Annotated in this window: 16 protein-coding genes and 1 pseudogene; 8 read left to right on the top strand and 9 right to left on the bottom strand. The window is 41.3% G+C overall.

What is annotated here, in order from left to right:
• Positions 1-41 precede the first annotated feature (41 nt).
• The 3 genes and pseudogenes from FMM05_RS13980 (at position 42) to FMM05_RS13975 (ending at position 3,384) form a co-directional block, all read left to right on the top strand.
• Positions 42-554 carry an RNA polymerase sigma factor gene (locus tag FMM05_RS13980; RefSeq protein WP_143374149.1) on the top strand — a complete coding sequence of 171 codons (513 nt, stop codon included), beginning with the start codon at positions 42-44 and terminating at the stop codon, positions 552-554.
• Positions 517-1,188 (top strand): annotated as a pseudogene (locus FMM05_RS21320) (carboxypeptidase-like regulatory domain-containing protein); the annotation flags it as partial. The gene FMM05_RS13980 and the pseudogene FMM05_RS21320, both read left to right, overlap by 38 nt.
• Before the next feature lie 312 nt (positions 1,189-1,500).
• Entirely contained in the window at positions 1,501-3,384 is a 1,884-nt protein-coding gene (locus FMM05_RS13975) for a YfbK domain-containing protein (RefSeq protein WP_449404182.1), read from the top strand.
• Between the two features lie 134 nt (positions 3,385-3,518).
• Here FMM05_RS13975 and FMM05_RS13970 read toward each other — a convergent pair whose 3' ends face one another.
• From FMM05_RS13970 to FMM05_RS13950, 5 genes are all read right to left on the bottom strand, one after another.
• Positions 3,519-4,019, bottom strand: a complete 501-nt coding sequence (locus FMM05_RS13970) for a hypothetical protein (RefSeq protein WP_143374016.1) — start codon at positions 4,017-4,019, stop codon at positions 3,519-3,521.
• A 204-nt stretch (positions 4,020-4,223) separates the two neighbouring features.
• Positions 4,224-5,534: a UDP-N-acetylglucosamine 1-carboxyvinyltransferase gene (murA, locus tag FMM05_RS13965; protein WP_143374015.1), complete on the bottom strand. Its 1,311-nt coding sequence runs from the start codon at positions 5,532-5,534 to the stop codon at positions 4,224-4,226.
• A 14-nt stretch (positions 5,535-5,548) separates the two neighbouring features.
• Positions 5,549-6,268 (bottom strand): DUF4290 domain-containing protein, encoded by a 720-nt coding sequence (locus FMM05_RS13960; protein ID WP_143374014.1) that lies wholly within the window; start codon positions 6,266-6,268, stop codon positions 5,549-5,551.
• Between the two features lie 18 nt (positions 6,269-6,286).
• On the bottom strand, positions 6,287-6,571 hold the full coding sequence (locus FMM05_RS13955; RefSeq protein ID WP_143374013.1) for a DUF493 family protein: 285 nt from the start codon (positions 6,569-6,571) through the stop codon (positions 6,287-6,289).
• 207 nt (positions 6,572-6,778) lie between these two features.
• On the bottom strand, positions 6,779-7,084 hold the full coding sequence (locus tag FMM05_RS13950) for a hypothetical protein (protein WP_143374012.1): 306 nt from the start codon (positions 7,082-7,084) through the stop codon (positions 6,779-6,781).
• 471 nt (positions 7,085-7,555) lie between these two features.
• On the opposite strand from FMM05_RS13950, the gene FMM05_RS13945 reads away from it, so the two are divergent.
• From FMM05_RS13945 to FMM05_RS13930, 4 genes are all read left to right on the top strand, one after another.
• Positions 7,556-7,852: a hypothetical protein gene (locus FMM05_RS13945; RefSeq protein ID WP_143374011.1), complete on the top strand. Its 297-nt coding sequence runs from the start codon at positions 7,556-7,558 to the stop codon at positions 7,850-7,852.
• 139 nt (positions 7,853-7,991) lie between these two features.
• Positions 7,992-8,924, top strand: a complete 933-nt coding sequence (locus tag FMM05_RS13940; protein WP_143374010.1) for a 1-phosphofructokinase family hexose kinase — start codon at positions 7,992-7,994, stop codon at positions 8,922-8,924.
• A 165-nt stretch (positions 8,925-9,089) separates the two neighbouring features.
• Positions 9,090-9,371, top strand: coding sequence for a hypothetical protein (locus tag FMM05_RS13935; protein ID WP_143374009.1), 282 nt, complete (start codon positions 9,090-9,092; stop codon positions 9,369-9,371).
• Between the two features lie 148 nt (positions 9,372-9,519).
• The gene (locus tag FMM05_RS13930; protein WP_143374008.1) at positions 9,520-9,744 is read left to right on the top strand and encodes a hypothetical protein; all 225 of its coding nucleotides are present in this window, start codon (positions 9,520-9,522) and stop codon (positions 9,742-9,744) included.
• Between the two features lie 241 nt (positions 9,745-9,985).
• Here the strand turns inward: FMM05_RS13930 and FMM05_RS13925 are convergent, their stop codons facing one another.
• A complete protein-coding gene (locus FMM05_RS13925; protein WP_143374007.1) occupies positions 9,986-11,620 on the bottom strand; it encodes an ABC-F family ATP-binding cassette domain-containing protein in 1,635 nt (544 codons plus the stop codon).
• 117 nt (positions 11,621-11,737) lie between these two features.
• Between FMM05_RS13925 and FMM05_RS13920 the strand changes: the two genes are divergently transcribed.
• On the top strand, positions 11,738-11,935 hold the full coding sequence (locus tag FMM05_RS13920; RefSeq protein WP_143374006.1) for a hypothetical protein: 198 nt from the start codon (positions 11,738-11,740) through the stop codon (positions 11,933-11,935).
• Between the two features lie 42 nt (positions 11,936-11,977).
• Here the strand turns inward: FMM05_RS13920 and FMM05_RS13915 are convergent, their stop codons facing one another.
• The 3 genes from FMM05_RS13915 to FMM05_RS13905 all read right to left on the bottom strand — a co-directional run bounded on the left by FMM05_RS13915 (position 11,978) and on the right by FMM05_RS13905 (position 16,654).
• A complete protein-coding gene (locus FMM05_RS13915) occupies positions 11,978-13,549 on the bottom strand; it encodes an alpha-glucosidase (RefSeq protein ID WP_143374005.1) in 1,572 nt (523 codons plus the stop codon).
• Positions 13,550-13,610: 61 nt separating this feature from the next.
• Entirely contained in the window at positions 13,611-15,332 is a 1,722-nt protein-coding gene (locus FMM05_RS13910) for a glycoside hydrolase family protein (protein ID WP_143374004.1), read from the bottom strand.
• A gap of 14 nt (positions 15,333-15,346) precedes the next feature.
• Complete coding sequence (locus tag FMM05_RS13905; RefSeq protein ID WP_143374003.1) at positions 15,347-16,654, bottom strand: MFS transporter; 1,308 nt, start codon at positions 16,652-16,654, stop codon at positions 15,347-15,349.
• Positions 16,655-16,660 lie beyond the last annotated feature (6 nt).

The raw sequence follows: 16,660 nt of genomic DNA, 5'->3' as shown, positions 1-16,660 counted from the left end.
CAATTGTGATAGAAGAAAAACTCATAACAGCATGCAGAAAGATGCACCGCGACTCCCAGAGGCAGGTGTATGAGCTATTAGCTCCCAAACTGTACCACACCTGCAAACGGTACCTAAAAAGCGAAGAACATATAGAGGAGGCCATGGCCGATGCCTTTTACACTATATTCACCAAGCTGGACCAGCTTAAAGAAGGCAAGGCATTTGAGGCCTGGGCGCGCAAAATTGCCGTTAACCACTGCCTGCTAAGCCTTAAGCGCAACGTAAACTTTAATATTTACATAGAAGATATGAGCCGCGGAACCGAGCCCCAGGAAGCCCAACACGTGGGGCTGGAGGAAGAAGACCTGCTTAACCTGCTGGAGTATCTGCCGGAAGGCTGCCGCACCGTGTTTAACCTTTTTGCCATAGAGGGTTACAGCCACAAAGAAATTGCCACCATGCTGAATATTAGCGAGGGAACATCTAAATCACAATTAAACGTCTCCCGCACAAAACTGAAGGAATTAGTAAACAATGTTTATTACCAAAACACGAGCAGCCATGGAAAATAACGATAAAATATACGACCAATTTAAAGACGCCGCCAGCAAAGCCGAAACCAAAGACTTTGCCCGCATGGAAGCCGTGTGGAGCCGCGTAGAAGATAAGCTGGACAATAAAAAGCAACGTAAAATAGTCATCTGGTGGAAGTACACCGGCATTGCCGCCCTGCTCCTGTTGTTTATAGGTATTGGCTTTATCATGTTAAACAATAACAATGTTGTTAAACCCGATGTCGCCCCGCAAAACAACGTAACGGTTATAGATACCCAGGCGGTTAAGGAAACCTTTAACCCGGAGAAAGTAACGGTTAAGGAAGAGGTTGTTGTGGAAGAGATGCCAAATAATACCAAAGGCAGAAAGGAGTATGTTGTTACATCTAAAAACAAAAAGGCAACCAAGCAGCCTATCGTTTTTAACGGCACTATTGTAGATGATTCCGGTATGCCTGTCCCGGGGGTGAGTATTTTGGTTAATGGAAAATCGGCAGCAGTATTAACTGACTTCGATGGCAAATTCACCGTTAATGCACATGTAGGCGATAATATTACTACTGATTATACAGGTATGGTATCGGCTATATTTAAGGCTACGTCAGAAACTAATAATACTACCGTAGCAATTAATAGTGGCAGTGAGTTGAGCGAGGTGGTAGTTGAAGGCTACCGCACGACAACAAGATCAAAATCTAATGTTGCGGTAACAACTGTAAGCAGCTCAGTAATTGAAAAACAATCCAGAAGAGAACGCCGTAAAGGAGAAAGGGATGCTAAAATAGCGGTTGGAATGAACTACGAACTTGAAACAGCCTCACCTACAGGTAATGCAAATGTTGCATCTGCGCCAAATGGTTATAGTAGGCAAGATAATAGGAATTACAGGGATGGCGACAGGCAATCTACAGTTGTATCAAGCGAAACCATTGAAGGCAGGCCAAATGCATCTTTCGTACAATCGCTGCAAGGGCAGGTTCCGGGGTTAAACGTTACCACAGGTAGTGGTGCACCGGGTTCACAATCATTACAAGGCCGTGTTGCAGGGGTAGCAATAACTCCAAATGCCGGGGTACAATACGACACGCTTTCGGATGGGAGGACGTTTAACAGAGCATTGCCTAATGGAGTTGCTATTAGAGGCGTGGCCTCTATACAAAGCAACTTTCCCGAGCCTTTGTATGTTATCGATGGAAAGCCTGTAAGTGCAAGAGTTGCCAGAAAATTAGATGCTGTAAATATCGAATCTATTGAAGTACTTAAAGATGCTGGTGCAACGGCGGTATATGGCAGCAAGGCTGTTTATGGAGTTGTTGTTATTAAAACAAAAAAGCTAACCCGTAAGCAACAACGCGAACTTAAAAAGGCTCTTAAAGAAGATGAGAAAGCGGGTTATATAGATAATGCTACGGGCAAGTTTGTACCCATGGAAAAAATAAAAATAGACCATGAAGAATACGAGGCTTTTGAGGAAAACAAGTTCGAAAACCCTGCCACAACCCCACTTAGCACGTTTTCTATAGATGTAGATAATGCGTCATACACTAACATTCGCCGTTTTTTAAACAATGCCGAGGTAGTACCTAAAGATGCCGTTCGTGTTGAGGAAATGATTAATTTCTTTAAATACAATTACCCGCAGCCCCTTGGTGCCGACCCGTTCTCCATCAACACCGAGTACAGCAACGCCCCGTGGAACCCTAACCATAAGCTGCTTAAAATAGGGCTTCAGGGTAAGGAGATTCAATCTGCCGAACTGCCTGCTTCTAACTTTGTGTTTTTGATAGATGTGTCAGGCTCAATGAGCGATGTTAACAAGCTGCCACTGCTTAAACAAAGCATGAAGCTATTGGTAAACCAAATGCGCAAACAGGACCGCATTGCCATTGTGGTATACGCCGGTGCTGCCGGGTTGGTACTGCCAGGCACCAGCGGCGATCAAAAAGCTAAAATCATTGCAGCACTTGACAACCTAAATGCAGGTGGCAGCACCGCAGGCGGCGCAGGTATTGAACTGGCTTACAAAACCGCACTGGAAAACTTTGTAAAAAAAGGCAACAACCGTGTAATATTGGCTACCGATGGCGACTTTAATGTGGGTGCATCCAGCAATACCGATATGCAAACGCTTATTGAAGAAAAACGCAAAAGTGGCGTGTTCTTAACCTGTCTGGGCTACGGCATGGGCAACTATAAAGACTCTAAGTTGGAAACCCTGGCCGATAAAGGCAACGGCAACTACGCCTATGTAGACAATATGCAGGAAGCAGACCGTTACCTAAACAAGGAGTTTAAAGGCAGTATGTATGCCATTGCTAAAGATGTTAAAATTCAGATAGAGTTTAACCCTAAGTATGTACAGTCATATAGATTAATTGGCTATGAGAACCGCAAGCTTCGCGACGAAGATTTTGCCAACGATGCCATAGATGCCGGAGAACTGGGCAGCGGCCACACCGTTACCGCGCTGTATGAAATTATCCCTACCGGTGTAAAAAGTGATTACTTTAACGCTGCACCTGAGCTTAAATACAGCACGCCGCAAACCGCTACAGGTAATTATAACGATGAACTGGCTACCATAAAATTCCGATCTAAAAAACCGGATGAAGATGTGAGCAAAGAAATTGTAAAGGTTATTCCGAATATCTCACTGCCAATCCAAAACACGTCGGTCGACTTTAAATTCAGCGCCGCTGTGGCGTGGTTCGGATTAAAATTAAGGGATAGCAAACTGGTTCCGGATAAATCAATCGAAGCCATTAAAAACCTCGCCAAACAAGGCCTGCAAAACGACCCTGAAGGTTACCGCGCAGAGTTTATAAGGCTGGTAAATATGGTGGAGTAGAATAGATGGGAGATATTAGATTTGAGATTTGAGATAATAGAAAAAGTTCCACAGAAGCCTGCCGGCTAATCTGTGGAACTTCTCTTTTTTTTATACTTTTTAAAAGTCTATTTTCTAATATCTATCATCTTAGATTAATTAGAAGTCATAGCCCTTGTTTCGGTAGTAACCGGGGCCGGAGCAAATAACGATGATAAGAAATTATCTATGCACCCCATATTTTCTATACTTGTAGCGTCTGATTTAAGGGTGGTGCCATCAACAAAGTATTGCTCCCAGGCATTGGCGCGTATACGTGCCTGCATGGGTCCGTATTTTTCTAAAAATTTAAGGTCCTTTACTTTTACCACGTAGCCTGTGGGGCTGGTCATGACAACAAACTGGAATTTCACATTATTTTTCATGAGACCGTTCTGGCTGTTGCAGGTATTTTTAATATCGATACCCATGCCCTTATAAAAATTATCCATAAACGAACCCGTTTTAAGGTTAGGGTTTTTATCTAAAACAGAGGCGATATCTACATTATCGGCAGAGTAAGCGCGTTCCCAAATAAGTATATTGTCTTCTATCTTAAAGCCGTTTTGTGCAAGGGCCGGTAAGGAACATAACAGGAGTAGTAATAGCTTTTTCATAATAAGTTACATTTTAAATTAAGAAGTCATAATTTAATTTAATTTAATGTAAAATTACTTTCTAAAAACATACAATAACCCAAGCGTACAGACATTTATAAATACTTTATGACAATATCATAAAGTTTGTTAATGGCACAATTTTTACAAAACAAAGCGGCCGGAATAAATCCGGCCGCTTTACTATAGTATATAATGTAGAACTTAGTCTATCCTTGTAATTTTAGCGCCAATGGCAATAAGCCTTTCGTCGATACGCTCGTAACCACGGTCTATCTGGTCAGAATTTTGGATGGTACTTACGCCTTTTGCTGAAAGTGCAGCAATAAGCAGCGATATACCGGCCCTGATATCGGGAGACGACATTAGTATACCTTTAAGCTTCGATTTAAACCCAAGGCCAATAACGTTAGCACGGTGCGGGTCACACAGTATTATCTGTGCACCCATATCTATAAGGCGGTCTACAAAGAACAGGCGGCTCTCGAACATTTTTTGGTGAATAAGCACACTACCACGGGCCTGTGTAGCCACTACCAGTACGATACTTAAAAGATCGGGCGTAAAGCCCGGCCACGGGGCATCGGCAATAGTAAGGATAGAGCCGTCTATATAACTCTGAATTTCGTACCCATCGGTGTGGGCAGGAATGTAAATATCATCGCCCCTGCGCTCTAATGTAATACCCAACTTACGGAAGGTAGACGGTATAACGCCAAGGTTATCCCAGCTAACATCTTTAATGGTAATTTCGCTCTGGGTCATCGCTGCAAGGCCTATCCAGCTGCCTATCTCTATCATATCGGGCAGTATGCGGTGGTCGCATCCGCCAAGGCTTTCTACACCTTCTATCTCTAAAAGGTTAGAGCCTACGCCTGTAATTTTAGCGCCCATGCGGTTAAGCATGTTGCACAGCTGCTGTAAGTACGGCTCGCAGGCAGCGTTGTATATGGTAGTTTTACCTTCGGCAAGCACGGCAGCCATAACAATGTTAGCTGTACCGGTAACCGATGCCTCATCAAGCAGCATGTAGGCACCTTTAAGCCTCTCGGCCTCAACGCCATAAAAATGGTCTTCTTCGTTGTAACGAAATTTTGCCCCAAGGTTAATAAAACCTTCAAAGTGGGTATCCAGCCTGCGGCGGCCAATTTTATCGCCACCCGGCTTAGGGATATAGCCTTTACCAAAACGCGCCAATAACGGGCCTACAATCATTATAGATCCCCTAAGGGCAGCACCTTCTGTTTTAAACGCTTCAGATTCCAGGTACGACAGGTTAACCTCATCTGCCTGGAAGGAATATTCGCCATGAGCCAGTTTCTCTACCTTAACACCCAGGCTGCGCAACAAGCTTATAAGCTTATTAACATCAATAATATCGGGTATGTTGGTAATGGTTACTTTTTGCGGGGTTAGCAATACGGTACAAAGCACCTGCAGTGCCTCGTTTTTGGCTCCCTGCGGCTTAATTTCGCCTTTAAGCGGCGCTCCTCCTTCAATTTTAAATGTTCCCATGCAGCGTAAAAAAATTAGGGTTTACGGTTGTTATTGTTATTTTGGTTGTTATTTCGTCCGTTGTTTGCATTGCTCCTCTGCATTTTAAGCTTCGGATTGTTGTTGTTGTTGCTACCAAACTGGCTTTTGTTGCTCAGTTTTTTATTAACCTTCATCAGATCGGTCGCATTGCTAAGCTCCTCATCGGTAGCCTGCAGGTTTATCCTGCCGCCCGATAGTTCTTTAAGGTGCTCAAATATAACATCGTCCTTAACGGTATCTTTATTCCAGCTCAGGAACGATTTCTTCATGTGGTTGGCTATCACTATAATAAGTGCATTTTTAAGCTCGCCGTCTTCCCAGCTGTTGGCAACATCTATCATATACTTAATGTTGTTGCCGTAAAAGCGGTACTTGGGGAAATTTTGCGGATATCCCAGCGGCGATGGCTTAAGTGCAATAGTCTCCGGCGATGGCGTAGGGTATGGCGAATCAACATCAAGCTTAAAATCAGACATGATAAAGATCTGGTCCCACAGCTTGTGCTGAAAATCGGGCACATCCCTAAGGTGCGGGTTAAGGCTGCCCATAACGCTTATAATGTAGCGGGCGGCCTTATTGCGCTCGTCCCTGTCCTGCAGGTCCATTGCCTGCTGTATAAGCTTTTGCAGGTGGCGGCCATACTCCGGTATTATAAGGTGCGGGCGCTCGGCATTATATTCAAGAAAATTTATAGCTTCCTGTGTGTTGTACATGTTATGTGTTGTGGTATTTTATAAAGATATAATGCCTTCTATAGTAGATAGTGCCACGTATTTATCTATAATTTCCTGAGGGCCTTCCATCTTTACGTTAACAGATATACTGGTGTATTTGCCTGTTTTAGACTGGGTGGTTTCTATAACCGCACCCATATTATTAAAAGTATCTTCTACTTTATTTATTTTTTCGGTATCTGTAGGCACAATAAATTTAAAAAGGTATTCGGCAGGCCATTTGGCGCTTCCTGCCAGCTCCTCTTTAAGTCTGGCGTAAAATTCTTCGCTTTTGTTATCCATCGTCATAAAAAATAAAGAGCAAATATACAGTATACTGTCCTAACTTTTTTTAAAAAACGCCAGCAGCATGCAATTTTGCCCAACATTAGTAAATATTTAAAAGTGCAGAGGCAACCTTTTGCCGGGTTGCGCATCTAAAGTATACGATTTAGGTTTATAAAAATTGGTTATTACTAAAAGCCGCTGTAGTATATGCAGTGGCTTTTTTTATGCATTGCCCACTATAACCAGCGTTATAGTAACCGATACTACTGCTATAGCAATAAAGCTAAAGCGTATTATTTTATTAAGCAGGTTCTTTTTTTGAAAAAGCTGTATTACAAAAAATAATGCCGACCCCATTATAAGGTTTAAAAATATCCAGGTAAGAAATATTTTAGAGAGCGACAGGCTCGCCGTGGTTAAGGTATCATTAAGGGCAAGGCACAACAGCACGGCAAAAACAGGCAGCCATATAAAATACAGGGCCACAAGCACATGAAATGCTATATGTTTAACATCGTAATTTTTCATTAAAGAAGTTTTTGCGGATTATATATAACGCAGTACCGCTATATATCAACTTTATAGCAGCAATACCCGCGCCACATTTGCAACAAATATAAACTTTTTTTTAAGCTGGCAAATATGCTGCACTATTTTACACAAAAAGCACCTGCCTTAAAGTGCTGTTCTGTAGGATATTTAGTACCATATTAACCTCTTAAACAATAAATTTTGGCAAATTAATGTAATACAATCAGTTAATGTATTAATAATATTGATAGCAATTTTTATTAACTAAACACTTAAAAATCAAACCACAAACAGAATATATATAAATACCCTAATTACACTTTAGTAGGAGTTTAACAATACGTTTTAATAAATATTTAACATTGTATTATATTTTGAAAATTATTAATTATATTTATACCCAGATTTATTTGCCCCACAAATAGATACCGTTATTATGCCCAATTACTAATTTTACTAATGCAAAAAATGAAGCTAAAAGAACTTAAAACATGGCTTAACAAGCTTTCTGACGAAGAGCTTGAAAAAGATTTACTTTATAACTCTCTTGACTACGGAATTTCCGGCACTGTTACAGAAGTTAACCACACCGATGAAGACCTGTATTATGTTGGCGATGAGCCTATTTTACTGCACACCCGCGAAGAGCTTTTAAAGCGTGGCTTTACCGATAAGCAAATTGCAGAACTTGATATAGAGATACCGGAAGGCTGCTACTATATTGAACTGAGCAACGAATACAGCATTATAGAAAGGTTTATCTAAAAAAATCACACAGTATTATTTTTATTGCCGCACTCTTAACATTATGTTAGGCAGTGCGTAGGGTTTTATTTGCTATTTTAGCTTGCAACTTGTTTAACAAGCTCTTATAGCAAAACCTTACAAAACACGCTTTTTAGCAATGATAAAAAATATACTTACGATTACCTTAAACCCTACGGTAGATAAAAGCACCACGGTAGAGAACCTTAAACCCGAAAAGAAATTGCGCTGCACCCCGCCCAAATATGAGCCGGGGGGCGGTGGCATTAACGTATCCCGTGGTTTGGCAAGGCTGGGCATTAAATCAGTAGCGCTGTTTACAAGCGGTGGCCGCACGGGAGAGCTTTTAGAGGAACTCCTTAAAGACGAAAAGGTTACCACCAGCACCATACCTACCGCGGCCGAAACCCGCGAGAACTTTATTGTGGTAGATACATCGCACAACGAACAGTACCGCTTTGGGATGCCCGGTGAAGATATTACGCCCGATGAGGTTAAGGATATTAACACCATTATAGACAGCCTGTCTCCCACCCCGGATATTGTTGTAATTAGCGGCAGCCTGCCCCCGGGCATTGAGCCTGCGTTTATGCGCACGCTTGTTAAGGGGCTTAAGAATAAAGGTGCTAAAGTTATTGCAGATACATCGGGCGAGGCGCTTTCCGAAGTGCTAAAGGAGGGTGTTTACCTGCTTAAACCTAACCTTGGCGAACTGAGTACCCTTACGGGGATGAAGGAACTGGATAACGAAAGCGCCGATGAAGCTGCCAAACAGCTTATTGATGAGGGTAAGGCCGAGATTGTTGTGGTGTCGCTTGGTCCGCAGGGCGCTTACCTTGTTAGTAAAGATGAGAATATTCATGTGCCGGCGCCTTCGGTTAAAAAGCTAAGCACCGTGGGTGCAGGCGACAGCATGGTGGCCGGAATGGTGGCTATACTGGCGCAGGGCGGCAGCCATACAGATATGGCGCGTATGGGCGTGGCATGTGGGTCGGCTGCTACTATGAGCACCGGCACGGGGTTGTTTACCAAAGAAAATGCCGAGAGGCTGTATAAGTGGCTTTCTAAGTAATTACGAATTTCAAATTATGAATTACGAGTTATAATTCCAAAAAAGCAAATTCCAAATTTCAAGGGAAAAATTCCAAAAAACAAATTCCAAATTTCAAAGGTTACATAATATCTAAAAATCTGATATTCCAATGATCTAACCATCCAATAATCTAACCATCTAATTATGAAGTACCAGGAAGCTAAAGATATATTTGACGAACTTAAAAACTTTGAGGGCAGGGCTACCTTTAAAGGAGAAGAAACTATAATTGACTACTTTGTGCTGCTACCTAAGGCAGAGCTTGAGGATTTTGACGTTAAGGGCTTTTTAGACCAGTATACCACAAGCAGTAGTTTTGAGATTGAAGGCAACCATAAAGAGGCTTACACGCTGATTGGCATTAACGAGGCAAAGCCCGATTTTTTTGCAGATGCCGATTACCTTGCCAAGCTTACGGTTTGGTAAGGCATTAAATATGTCGCGAAAACGAAACAGTACTGATAGTCTGCGAAAAAAATGTTAACAAAATTTAATGTTTTATTGGCTTTTTGTTACCAAAATTTTAAAGGTTTATAGTCCATCTTTGTAAAACAAACCTTCTAAAACAAATGCTATGAAAAAGAACATCGACTTAGCGACTATCAAGAGTTTTATCCTTACAAACGCCCTTACAGAGAATGTGATGCTTATGCTTCACCCATCAAACTTTGAGAAACTGGTTACTAAAGGCACCAGAAAAGTAAAATCGCTATGCATCTCGGGCATCAATATTATTGCCGATGAGAACAACGAAATTAGCGAAGGTGAAATTGATGTGTTAGAAGTAAAATTCAACTAATATTGATTAGATAATTACTTTTTTTACCATCATACACAAAAGGCATAGGTTCGTAACTTATGCCTTTTGTGTATTTATAATTATACCGATTGGTATAATTTGGAAGCGACATCAAAAATCGAAAAATAAATATACCGATTGGTATATTCTAAAGCCTTTTGGCATATTACAAGCATAAAAAAGAGTTGCAAAATATGCGTCTCTTATATTGTAACTCGAAATCCAAAAGTGAAATATTAAGCTATTTTTTCTCTATTTCCCTCAGGTTTTCAATCTTCTTATGTTCAAGGAAACCTTTAATATCTTCAAAATGCTCTTTAACGCGTTTGTTGCCAAATTCAAACACCTTAGTTACCAGTCCGTCAAGGAAATCCCTGTCGTGCGATACCAGTACCAGAGTGCCTTCAAAAGCATTGAGGGCATCCTTAATGATGTCTTTAGTCTTCATATCCAAGTGGTTAGTAGGCTCATCCAGGATAAGCAGGTTAACCGGCTCCAGCAATAGCTTTATCATGGCAAGGCGGGTTTTCTCGCCACCCGATAACACCTTGACTTTCTTGGTAGTATCATCACCACTAAACATAAAAGCACCTAATATATTCTTAATTTGAGTACGGATGTCGCCCTCTGCAATACGGTCTATCGTTTCAAAAACGGTAAGGTCTTCATCAAGCATAGCTGCCTGGTTCTGAGCAAAATAACCTATCTTAACATTGTGCCCCAACTCCATTTTACCGTCGAAACTGATCTCGCTCATCATGGCCTTAACCATGGTAGACTTACCTTCGCCATTCTTACCCACAAAGGCTACCTTCTGGCCGCGCTCTATAACCATATTGGCATTGTTAAACACTACGTGGTCACCGTAATTTTTAGTAAGCGCCTCAACCACAACGGGGTACTGACCCGATCGTGGTGCCAGTGGGAACTTTAAGCGTAATGCCGATGTATCTACCTCGTCAACTTCCACAAGCTCAAGCTTTTCCAGCATGCGCACTCGCGACTGTACCTGCTCTGTTTTCGAGAAAGTGCCCTTAAAACGTTCAATAAACGCCTGATTATCAGCAATAAATTTCTGCTGCTCGTCATAAGCCTTTTGTTGGTGGGCACGTCGGTCTTTACGCAGCTCTAAGTAGTGTGAATATTTGGCTTTATAGTCGTAAATACGGCCCATAGTAACCTCTATGGTACGTGTGGTTATGTTGTCTACAAAAGCCCTGTCGTGGCTTATAACCATCACAGCCTTAGCACTATTGATAAGAAAATCTTCCAGCCATTGTATACTTTCAATGTCCATGTGGTTGGTAGGCTCATCCAGCAAGATCAGGTCGGGTTTTTGTAACAATATCTTGGCCAGCTCGATGCGCATACGCCATCCACCGCTGAATTCAGATGTTGGGCGGTTAAAGTCCTCACGTGTAAAGCCAATACCTACAAGCACTTTCTCTACCTCTGCCTCATAGTTTATCTCTTCTATCGAGTAAAATTTCTCACTAAGCTCTGATACCTTTTCGATGATCTTGTAGTACTCATCACTCTCATAATCAGTACGTACGGTAAGTTCTTCGTTAAGGCCATCAATTTCAGCCTTCATTTTAAAGATGCCTTCAAACGCTTTAGATGTTTCCTCAAATACGGTGGCGTTGTCCTCGGTAAGCAAATGCTGTGGCAGGTAAGCAATTATAGTACCCTTAGGTGCTGATATTGCACCAGTTGACGGCTTGCTTACACCGGCAATAATTTTAAGCAGGGTACTTTTTCCGGCGCCATTTTTACCCATAAGGGCAATCTTATCGTTCTCATTTACAGAAAAAGAAACATCGCTAAACAGCGTGGTACCGCCAAATTGTACCGAAAGTGCATCAATAGTAATCATTTACATCTAAATTTTAAAGCCGCAAAGATAATGTAATTAGCACATTAAGCAAATGCGATTTTGCTTGCAAATACAAGTAATTTTTGCTAAATTTATGATAACCAAATTGCAAAAGTCATGAAAAAATGGGTCCGTTCCGGCCTTGTGTGGGCCGGGCTATTATACATAATTACCATGGTATTATTCCCGCTGATTGACCATGAGCGCTTTGATACCGCCAAAATACTTTTGGGCATACCGCTTTGGGCTGTTGTAGGGCTAATTATCGGTTATCTTTTTGACAAGAAGAAAAAGACCAAAAAGGTGGCGAGATAATTATTACTGTGGCATCTTAAAAGCAAACAACTGATTACAGGGTTAATTAGACTTATAAATAAGATAACCATCTGTTTTAATATCTAAATTGCCTAACAGTATTTTACTTCCATTGGGTAGTGCGGACTTAAAAGGGACTCCAAAGTTTATGATTACAGTAATGCTTTCATTACTTAAAGTACGGGTAAAGCTAATCAGGCCATCTTTAAACTGAAGGTTTGTGTACCTGCCGTATTGCAACGCTAATTCGCTATTCCTTAAAGTAATGAGTTCCTTATATTTATTTAAGATAGAGCTTTGCTGCCTCTCTAAAGCCTGTACATTAATTTGGGTGTAATCAGGATTGACTTTTATCCATGATTTTTTCGAAGAAAATTCGGCAAAGCTTTTACTGCTCCACTGCATTGGGCTGCGTGATTTATCCCTATTATTGACATTGCCTTCTGTAAGGGCTTCATCAGTATTTTTGCCGTTAGCCAAAGCCATTTTATAATGCGTAATTCCCTGAATATCTTTTATATCGCTTAAATTGTGGGCTACAGAATTATGCATACCTATTTCTTCGCCATAGTAAATAAAAGGCCCCCCTTTAGCCGTGAGTATCAACGCAGCGAGGGCCTCCGCCCTTTCAGTATTGCCATCGGCCAGGCGGTCTATCATCCGGGGCATATCATGGCTCCCGAAGAATAACGTTGGGTAATTAGCCATGTTCTTTTCCATACTTTGCAGTTCATCAAATATCTTCTGCGCCGAGAAAGCCGGAATGCTCCCAAAATTGAAATTAAAAACAACATCCAGCAAATCAGGCGACTGGTATTGTTTTAGTACCTCAATTTTATCGCTGCCAATTTCGCCTACAATAAAACGATCTTTATACGCACTAACTATTGATTTTATAGTACGCATGGCGTCTTTTACGCCGTTTTGGTTTATGTCATATTTATGCTCTTGTACGCCCTCTTTTACCGGGTTATCCCGCGTGATGCCATCGGTAGCAAGAAAGTTAATTACATCCAGCCTAAAGCCATCTACACCGGCATCCAGCCAAAACGTAAGCACCTTTTTTACTTCATCTACAACCTTTGGGTTGCCCCAGTTAAGATCGGCCATACGCACATCAAACTTATGATAATAATACTGGTTTGTTGCTGCCTCTTTTTGCCATGCTGTACCACCAAAAAAAGATTTCCAATTGTTGGGCTGGTCTTTCCAGATGTAATAATCCCGGTACGGATTATCTTTAGATTTCCTGGATTCCTGAAACCATTTACTATCGGTAGAGGTATGATTTAGCACCATATCCATAATTACCTTAATACCGCGTTTATGCGCTTCTTTTAAAAATAAATCAAAATCCGCTTTAGTACCATAGGTAGGGTCAACAGTATAATAATCGGCTATGTCATACCCATTATCCACCTTTGGCGATTTTAAAAAGGGAGTAAGCCAGATGCCTTTAATCCCCAACCCACTAAGGTAGTCCAGTTTTCCGGTTATCCCTTTAAAATCACCATACCCATCGCCATTGCTATCGGCATAGCTGGGCATGTAAATTTGGTAAAAAACAGTTTCTTTCCACCATATACGGGAACCTGCCAAATCTTGTGCATACATTGTAAAACAACTAACAAAGGAAACCAGTAAGCATACAAATTTAAATTTGGCAGGATGCATTTTACTTTTTTGATTGAATTTGATAATCTACCACCACTCCGTTAACCATCATTTTAGAACCTGAGTAAGTTACTTTTCCTTTTGCAGGAACCATTACCAATATTGCCGAGCTTTTAGCATTTAGTTTTATCTTGGTTGAGGCCGTAACATTTTTGGCTACAAATGTGCCCGATATCGTATTATAAACATCTACTTTATCGCCTTTTTCCACCATTACAGTAACCGTTTTACTCTCATTAAACGGGTTGTAATACAGGTAGGAAGGATACGCTTTGTCATGAAAAAAATCGGTAGCAAGTAAGTCTAATTGCAGTACACCTTCTACATTGGTATTTTTAATAATACTGCCAAAAATACCTACGTGGCCGCTGCCGTAAACACTTAATTGCGATTCCTGCGGGTTTTGCCCCAATACCCAAAGCGGGCCATCGCCCTGCGCCACCGGGCCTTTTATAGCCTCGTGCTCTTTGTAGTTAGATTGTTTAATCATCCCCTCGTAAGCAATAACACCTTTACCAACATCGGATAATTGCGGAATTATTTCATGGTCGTCCGGCATGTACTGCGGATAAAATAATTTTGACGCATTGGCTGCATTCAACATCCATTTGCCTATGGCATTAGCATACGACTGATCATAACGCACTATGGGTACTAAAGGCCAGGCGGCATCGTACGTATTCATAAGAAACCCGTAGCCTCCGTGGTCTACTGTGCTCCCTACAATACCCGAAATATCTATACCGTTCCAGTTGCCTACCAACACACCCCAGCCCTCACGGCATATAGGAGTACCATCAAAGCTCCAGTGCAGCATTTTATTTACATCGTAGTCTTTACCTAATTCGGCATTAATGCGCACGGCTAACTCGGCGCCAAAAGGCATAAGCAGCTCATAGGTAGGGTTTTTAGATTGCGACTGTAATGCTTTAAGTGCAGATAATGCTCCTTTTAAATATTTTGCATCGCCAAATTTTTTGTAAGCTGAATACAGTACCCACGCATGCCCGGCAGCAGCATCGGGCTGAAGGCAAATATTGTTTGTCATAGGCTTCATTTTGCCATAATCAAAATACGAATAGTCGTAATTGCCATTCAATATCACATCGGCCTCATAAAACTTGTCTGCTATTTTTCGTGCTATTGCCTCAAAACCAGGCTCATTAGGATACTTATCATAAATGGCATAAAATAGCAAATTAGGGTATACATCATACCACCAGTCGCGGCCATAGCCGCCACCAAGCAACGCTACTTCGGGGCAGGTATTGTTCATCATGATGTCCCAGCCGGTCTCGCTATTAAAGTAATTTTTAAGCATGCCCACGTAGTTGCGGTTTTGCTGGTTGGTTTTATCTATACCCACAAGTGTTGCCCCTAAGGTTGCCCCCATATTTGCCAACGCCTCATGAAACATCCCTTTATTATGGTCAGGCCCCTGGCGTACATCGCCAATAGCGGTATATATACCCACAACATCCTGCGGAAAGTTCTTTTGGCTTTTATCGATCCAAACTAAAGGCCAGAATGTCCCGGTGGCATTAAAATTAAAAACCGTTGCATCAAAATCGTGTGCCAGCTTATTATAATCTATAATCTTAAAGGGCTGTGGCACATCGGCCATTTGGTCTACGCGCGGTATGGGCTGCTGCTTTACCTGTGCGTTGGCACCTAAGGTTATAAATAACAGGCACGGAACTAAGGCTTTATAAAAAATGTTCATGGATTAGAATGATTTTATGATTTAACTAATTTGGCCGCAGCCTCTTCAATTACTTTAATGTCTATCTGTTCGTCTTCTTTAATGTGTTCAGGCGCTATTTTGTTGCCCTCGGTTATAATTTTTTTACTTAAATATATAGAGAACAGCTGTAGCAAAGCTATAATACCTATGGCATAACGCAGGGCAAAGTCTTCTGAAACTACATAATATAATACAAGAAAGGTACCTGCCCCTAAAAGCCTGCCTGCATACAAGCCTGCCTCATGGTTAAGTATATATGTAAATTCGCCCCTTTTTTCTATACGTGATACAATATCTATAACACGCAACTGGATTGGGAAGTACGCCAGGTCCATTAAAGGGCGCGCCATGAGCAGCAGCAGTAAAAATACTATCACACCCGTTTGATTGAACAAGAAACCGTTTAGGCATGCACCAACGGCAAACAGTATTAGACCAACTGAGAAGGTTTTTACCCTGTCTGAAGGTTTACTAAAGCGCCCAATAAAATAGATAATAATAGCTGCTAATATTGCTCCAATAGATTGTGCGTTGCCCAGCGCGCCTTCTTCGCCTAATATCTTAAAAATAAGCATGGCGGGCGCTGTAACTAAAAAACCCTGTGCGAGGCCTTTAAATAAGGCTAATGACAGTAACTTATACCACAGCGAGTGGAACTTAAAGAATATATACTGTTTTTGCACCGGATTTTCGAACCTGCCCATAAAGCACACTACCGATGCTAAAAATGTAATTACAAACACAACACCTGTTATTGTTAAGTAAGCCGTGTGTTTATCTGCCTCGCCGGTTTTAGATTGTATAAACCAGCCTATGGTAGCCGGTACGGCTATTGCAATGATGGTATATATAAACGTTTCGAGACCATAATAGTAATTTCGGTTTTCATCGTTTGTAATAGATATGGCAAGGTAGTCTCTGTTAGACCAGTACAGGCCAAAAGACAGCCCCATGGTAATGCCTGCAACGGCTATACCGGTTAAGTCTAAGGTTTTTAAAGACATCATTATAACCATAGATACCCCACTAAGCATCATACCTATTGAGTACAATGTTTTGATATTAAAATGCTTTAAAAGAAAACCATTTAATAAAAACGTAAGTGGTATGCCTGTGTAAATAGCCAATTGGTAAATAACTACCTTAGAGGTGTCGTTAGAGTTCCGCATAATGTACGCTGCCACAAAAATATCTATTACCGGCAGTACCAGCGCATACACCAGATTGGTTAAGGTAAGGATGCGAAAATTATGAGTCTGACTTTTAAAATGGTCAAACTCAGATGTAAGTTTCTTAAACATAGGAGT

Source organism: Flavobacterium zepuense (genome assembly GCF_007097145.1).
GTDB lineage: Bacteria > Bacteroidota > Bacteroidia > Flavobacteriales > Flavobacteriaceae > Flavobacterium > Flavobacterium zepuense.
Note: the sequence above shows the minus strand (reverse complement) of the source record. Positions and strands in the feature narration are given on the sequence as shown.

Excerpts from the sequence above, each read along its gene's own strand:
- FMM05_RS13980 (WP_143374149.1), top strand. The coding sequence starts at position 42 with ATGCACCGCGACTCCCAGAGGCAGGTGTATGAGCTATTAGCTCCCAAA.
- FMM05_RS13970 (WP_143374016.1), bottom strand. The coding sequence starts at position 4,019 with ATGAAAAAGCTATTACTACTCCTGTTATGTTCCTTACCGGCCCTTGCA.
- murA (WP_143374015.1), bottom strand. The coding sequence starts at position 5,534 with ATGGGAACATTTAAAATTGAAGGAGGAGCGCCGCTTAAAGGCGAAATT.
- FMM05_RS13960 (WP_143374014.1), bottom strand. The coding sequence starts at position 6,268 with ATGTACAACACACAGGAAGCTATAAATTTTCTTGAATATAATGCCGAG.
- FMM05_RS13955 (WP_143374013.1), bottom strand. The coding sequence starts at position 6,571 with ATGGATAACAAAAGCGAAGAATTTTACGCCAGACTTAAAGAGGAGCTG.
- FMM05_RS13950 (WP_143374012.1), bottom strand. The coding sequence starts at position 7,084 with ATGAAAAATTACGATGTTAAACATATAGCATTTCATGTGCTTGTGGCC.
- FMM05_RS13945 (WP_143374011.1), top strand. The coding sequence starts at position 7,556 with ATGAAGCTAAAAGAACTTAAAACATGGCTTAACAAGCTTTCTGACGAA.
- FMM05_RS13940 (WP_143374010.1), top strand. The coding sequence starts at position 7,992 with ATGATAAAAAATATACTTACGATTACCTTAAACCCTACGGTAGATAAA.
- FMM05_RS13935 (WP_143374009.1), top strand. The coding sequence starts at position 9,090 with ATGAAGTACCAGGAAGCTAAAGATATATTTGACGAACTTAAAAACTTT.
- FMM05_RS13930 (WP_143374008.1), top strand. The coding sequence starts at position 9,520 with ATGAAAAAGAACATCGACTTAGCGACTATCAAGAGTTTTATCCTTACA.
- FMM05_RS13925 (WP_143374007.1), bottom strand. The coding sequence starts at position 11,620 with ATGATTACTATTGATGCACTTTCGGTACAATTTGGCGGTACCACGCTG.
- FMM05_RS13920 (WP_143374006.1), top strand. The coding sequence starts at position 11,738 with ATGAAAAAATGGGTCCGTTCCGGCCTTGTGTGGGCCGGGCTATTATAC.
- FMM05_RS13915 (WP_143374005.1), bottom strand. The coding sequence starts at position 13,549 with ATGTATGCACAAGATTTGGCAGGTTCCCGTATATGGTGGAAAGAAACT.
- FMM05_RS13910 (WP_143374004.1), bottom strand. The coding sequence starts at position 15,332 with ATGAACATTTTTTATAAAGCCTTAGTTCCGTGCCTGTTATTTATAACC.
- FMM05_RS13905 (WP_143374003.1), bottom strand. The coding sequence starts at position 16,654 with ATGTTTAAGAAACTTACATCTGAGTTTGACCATTTTAAAAGTCAGACT.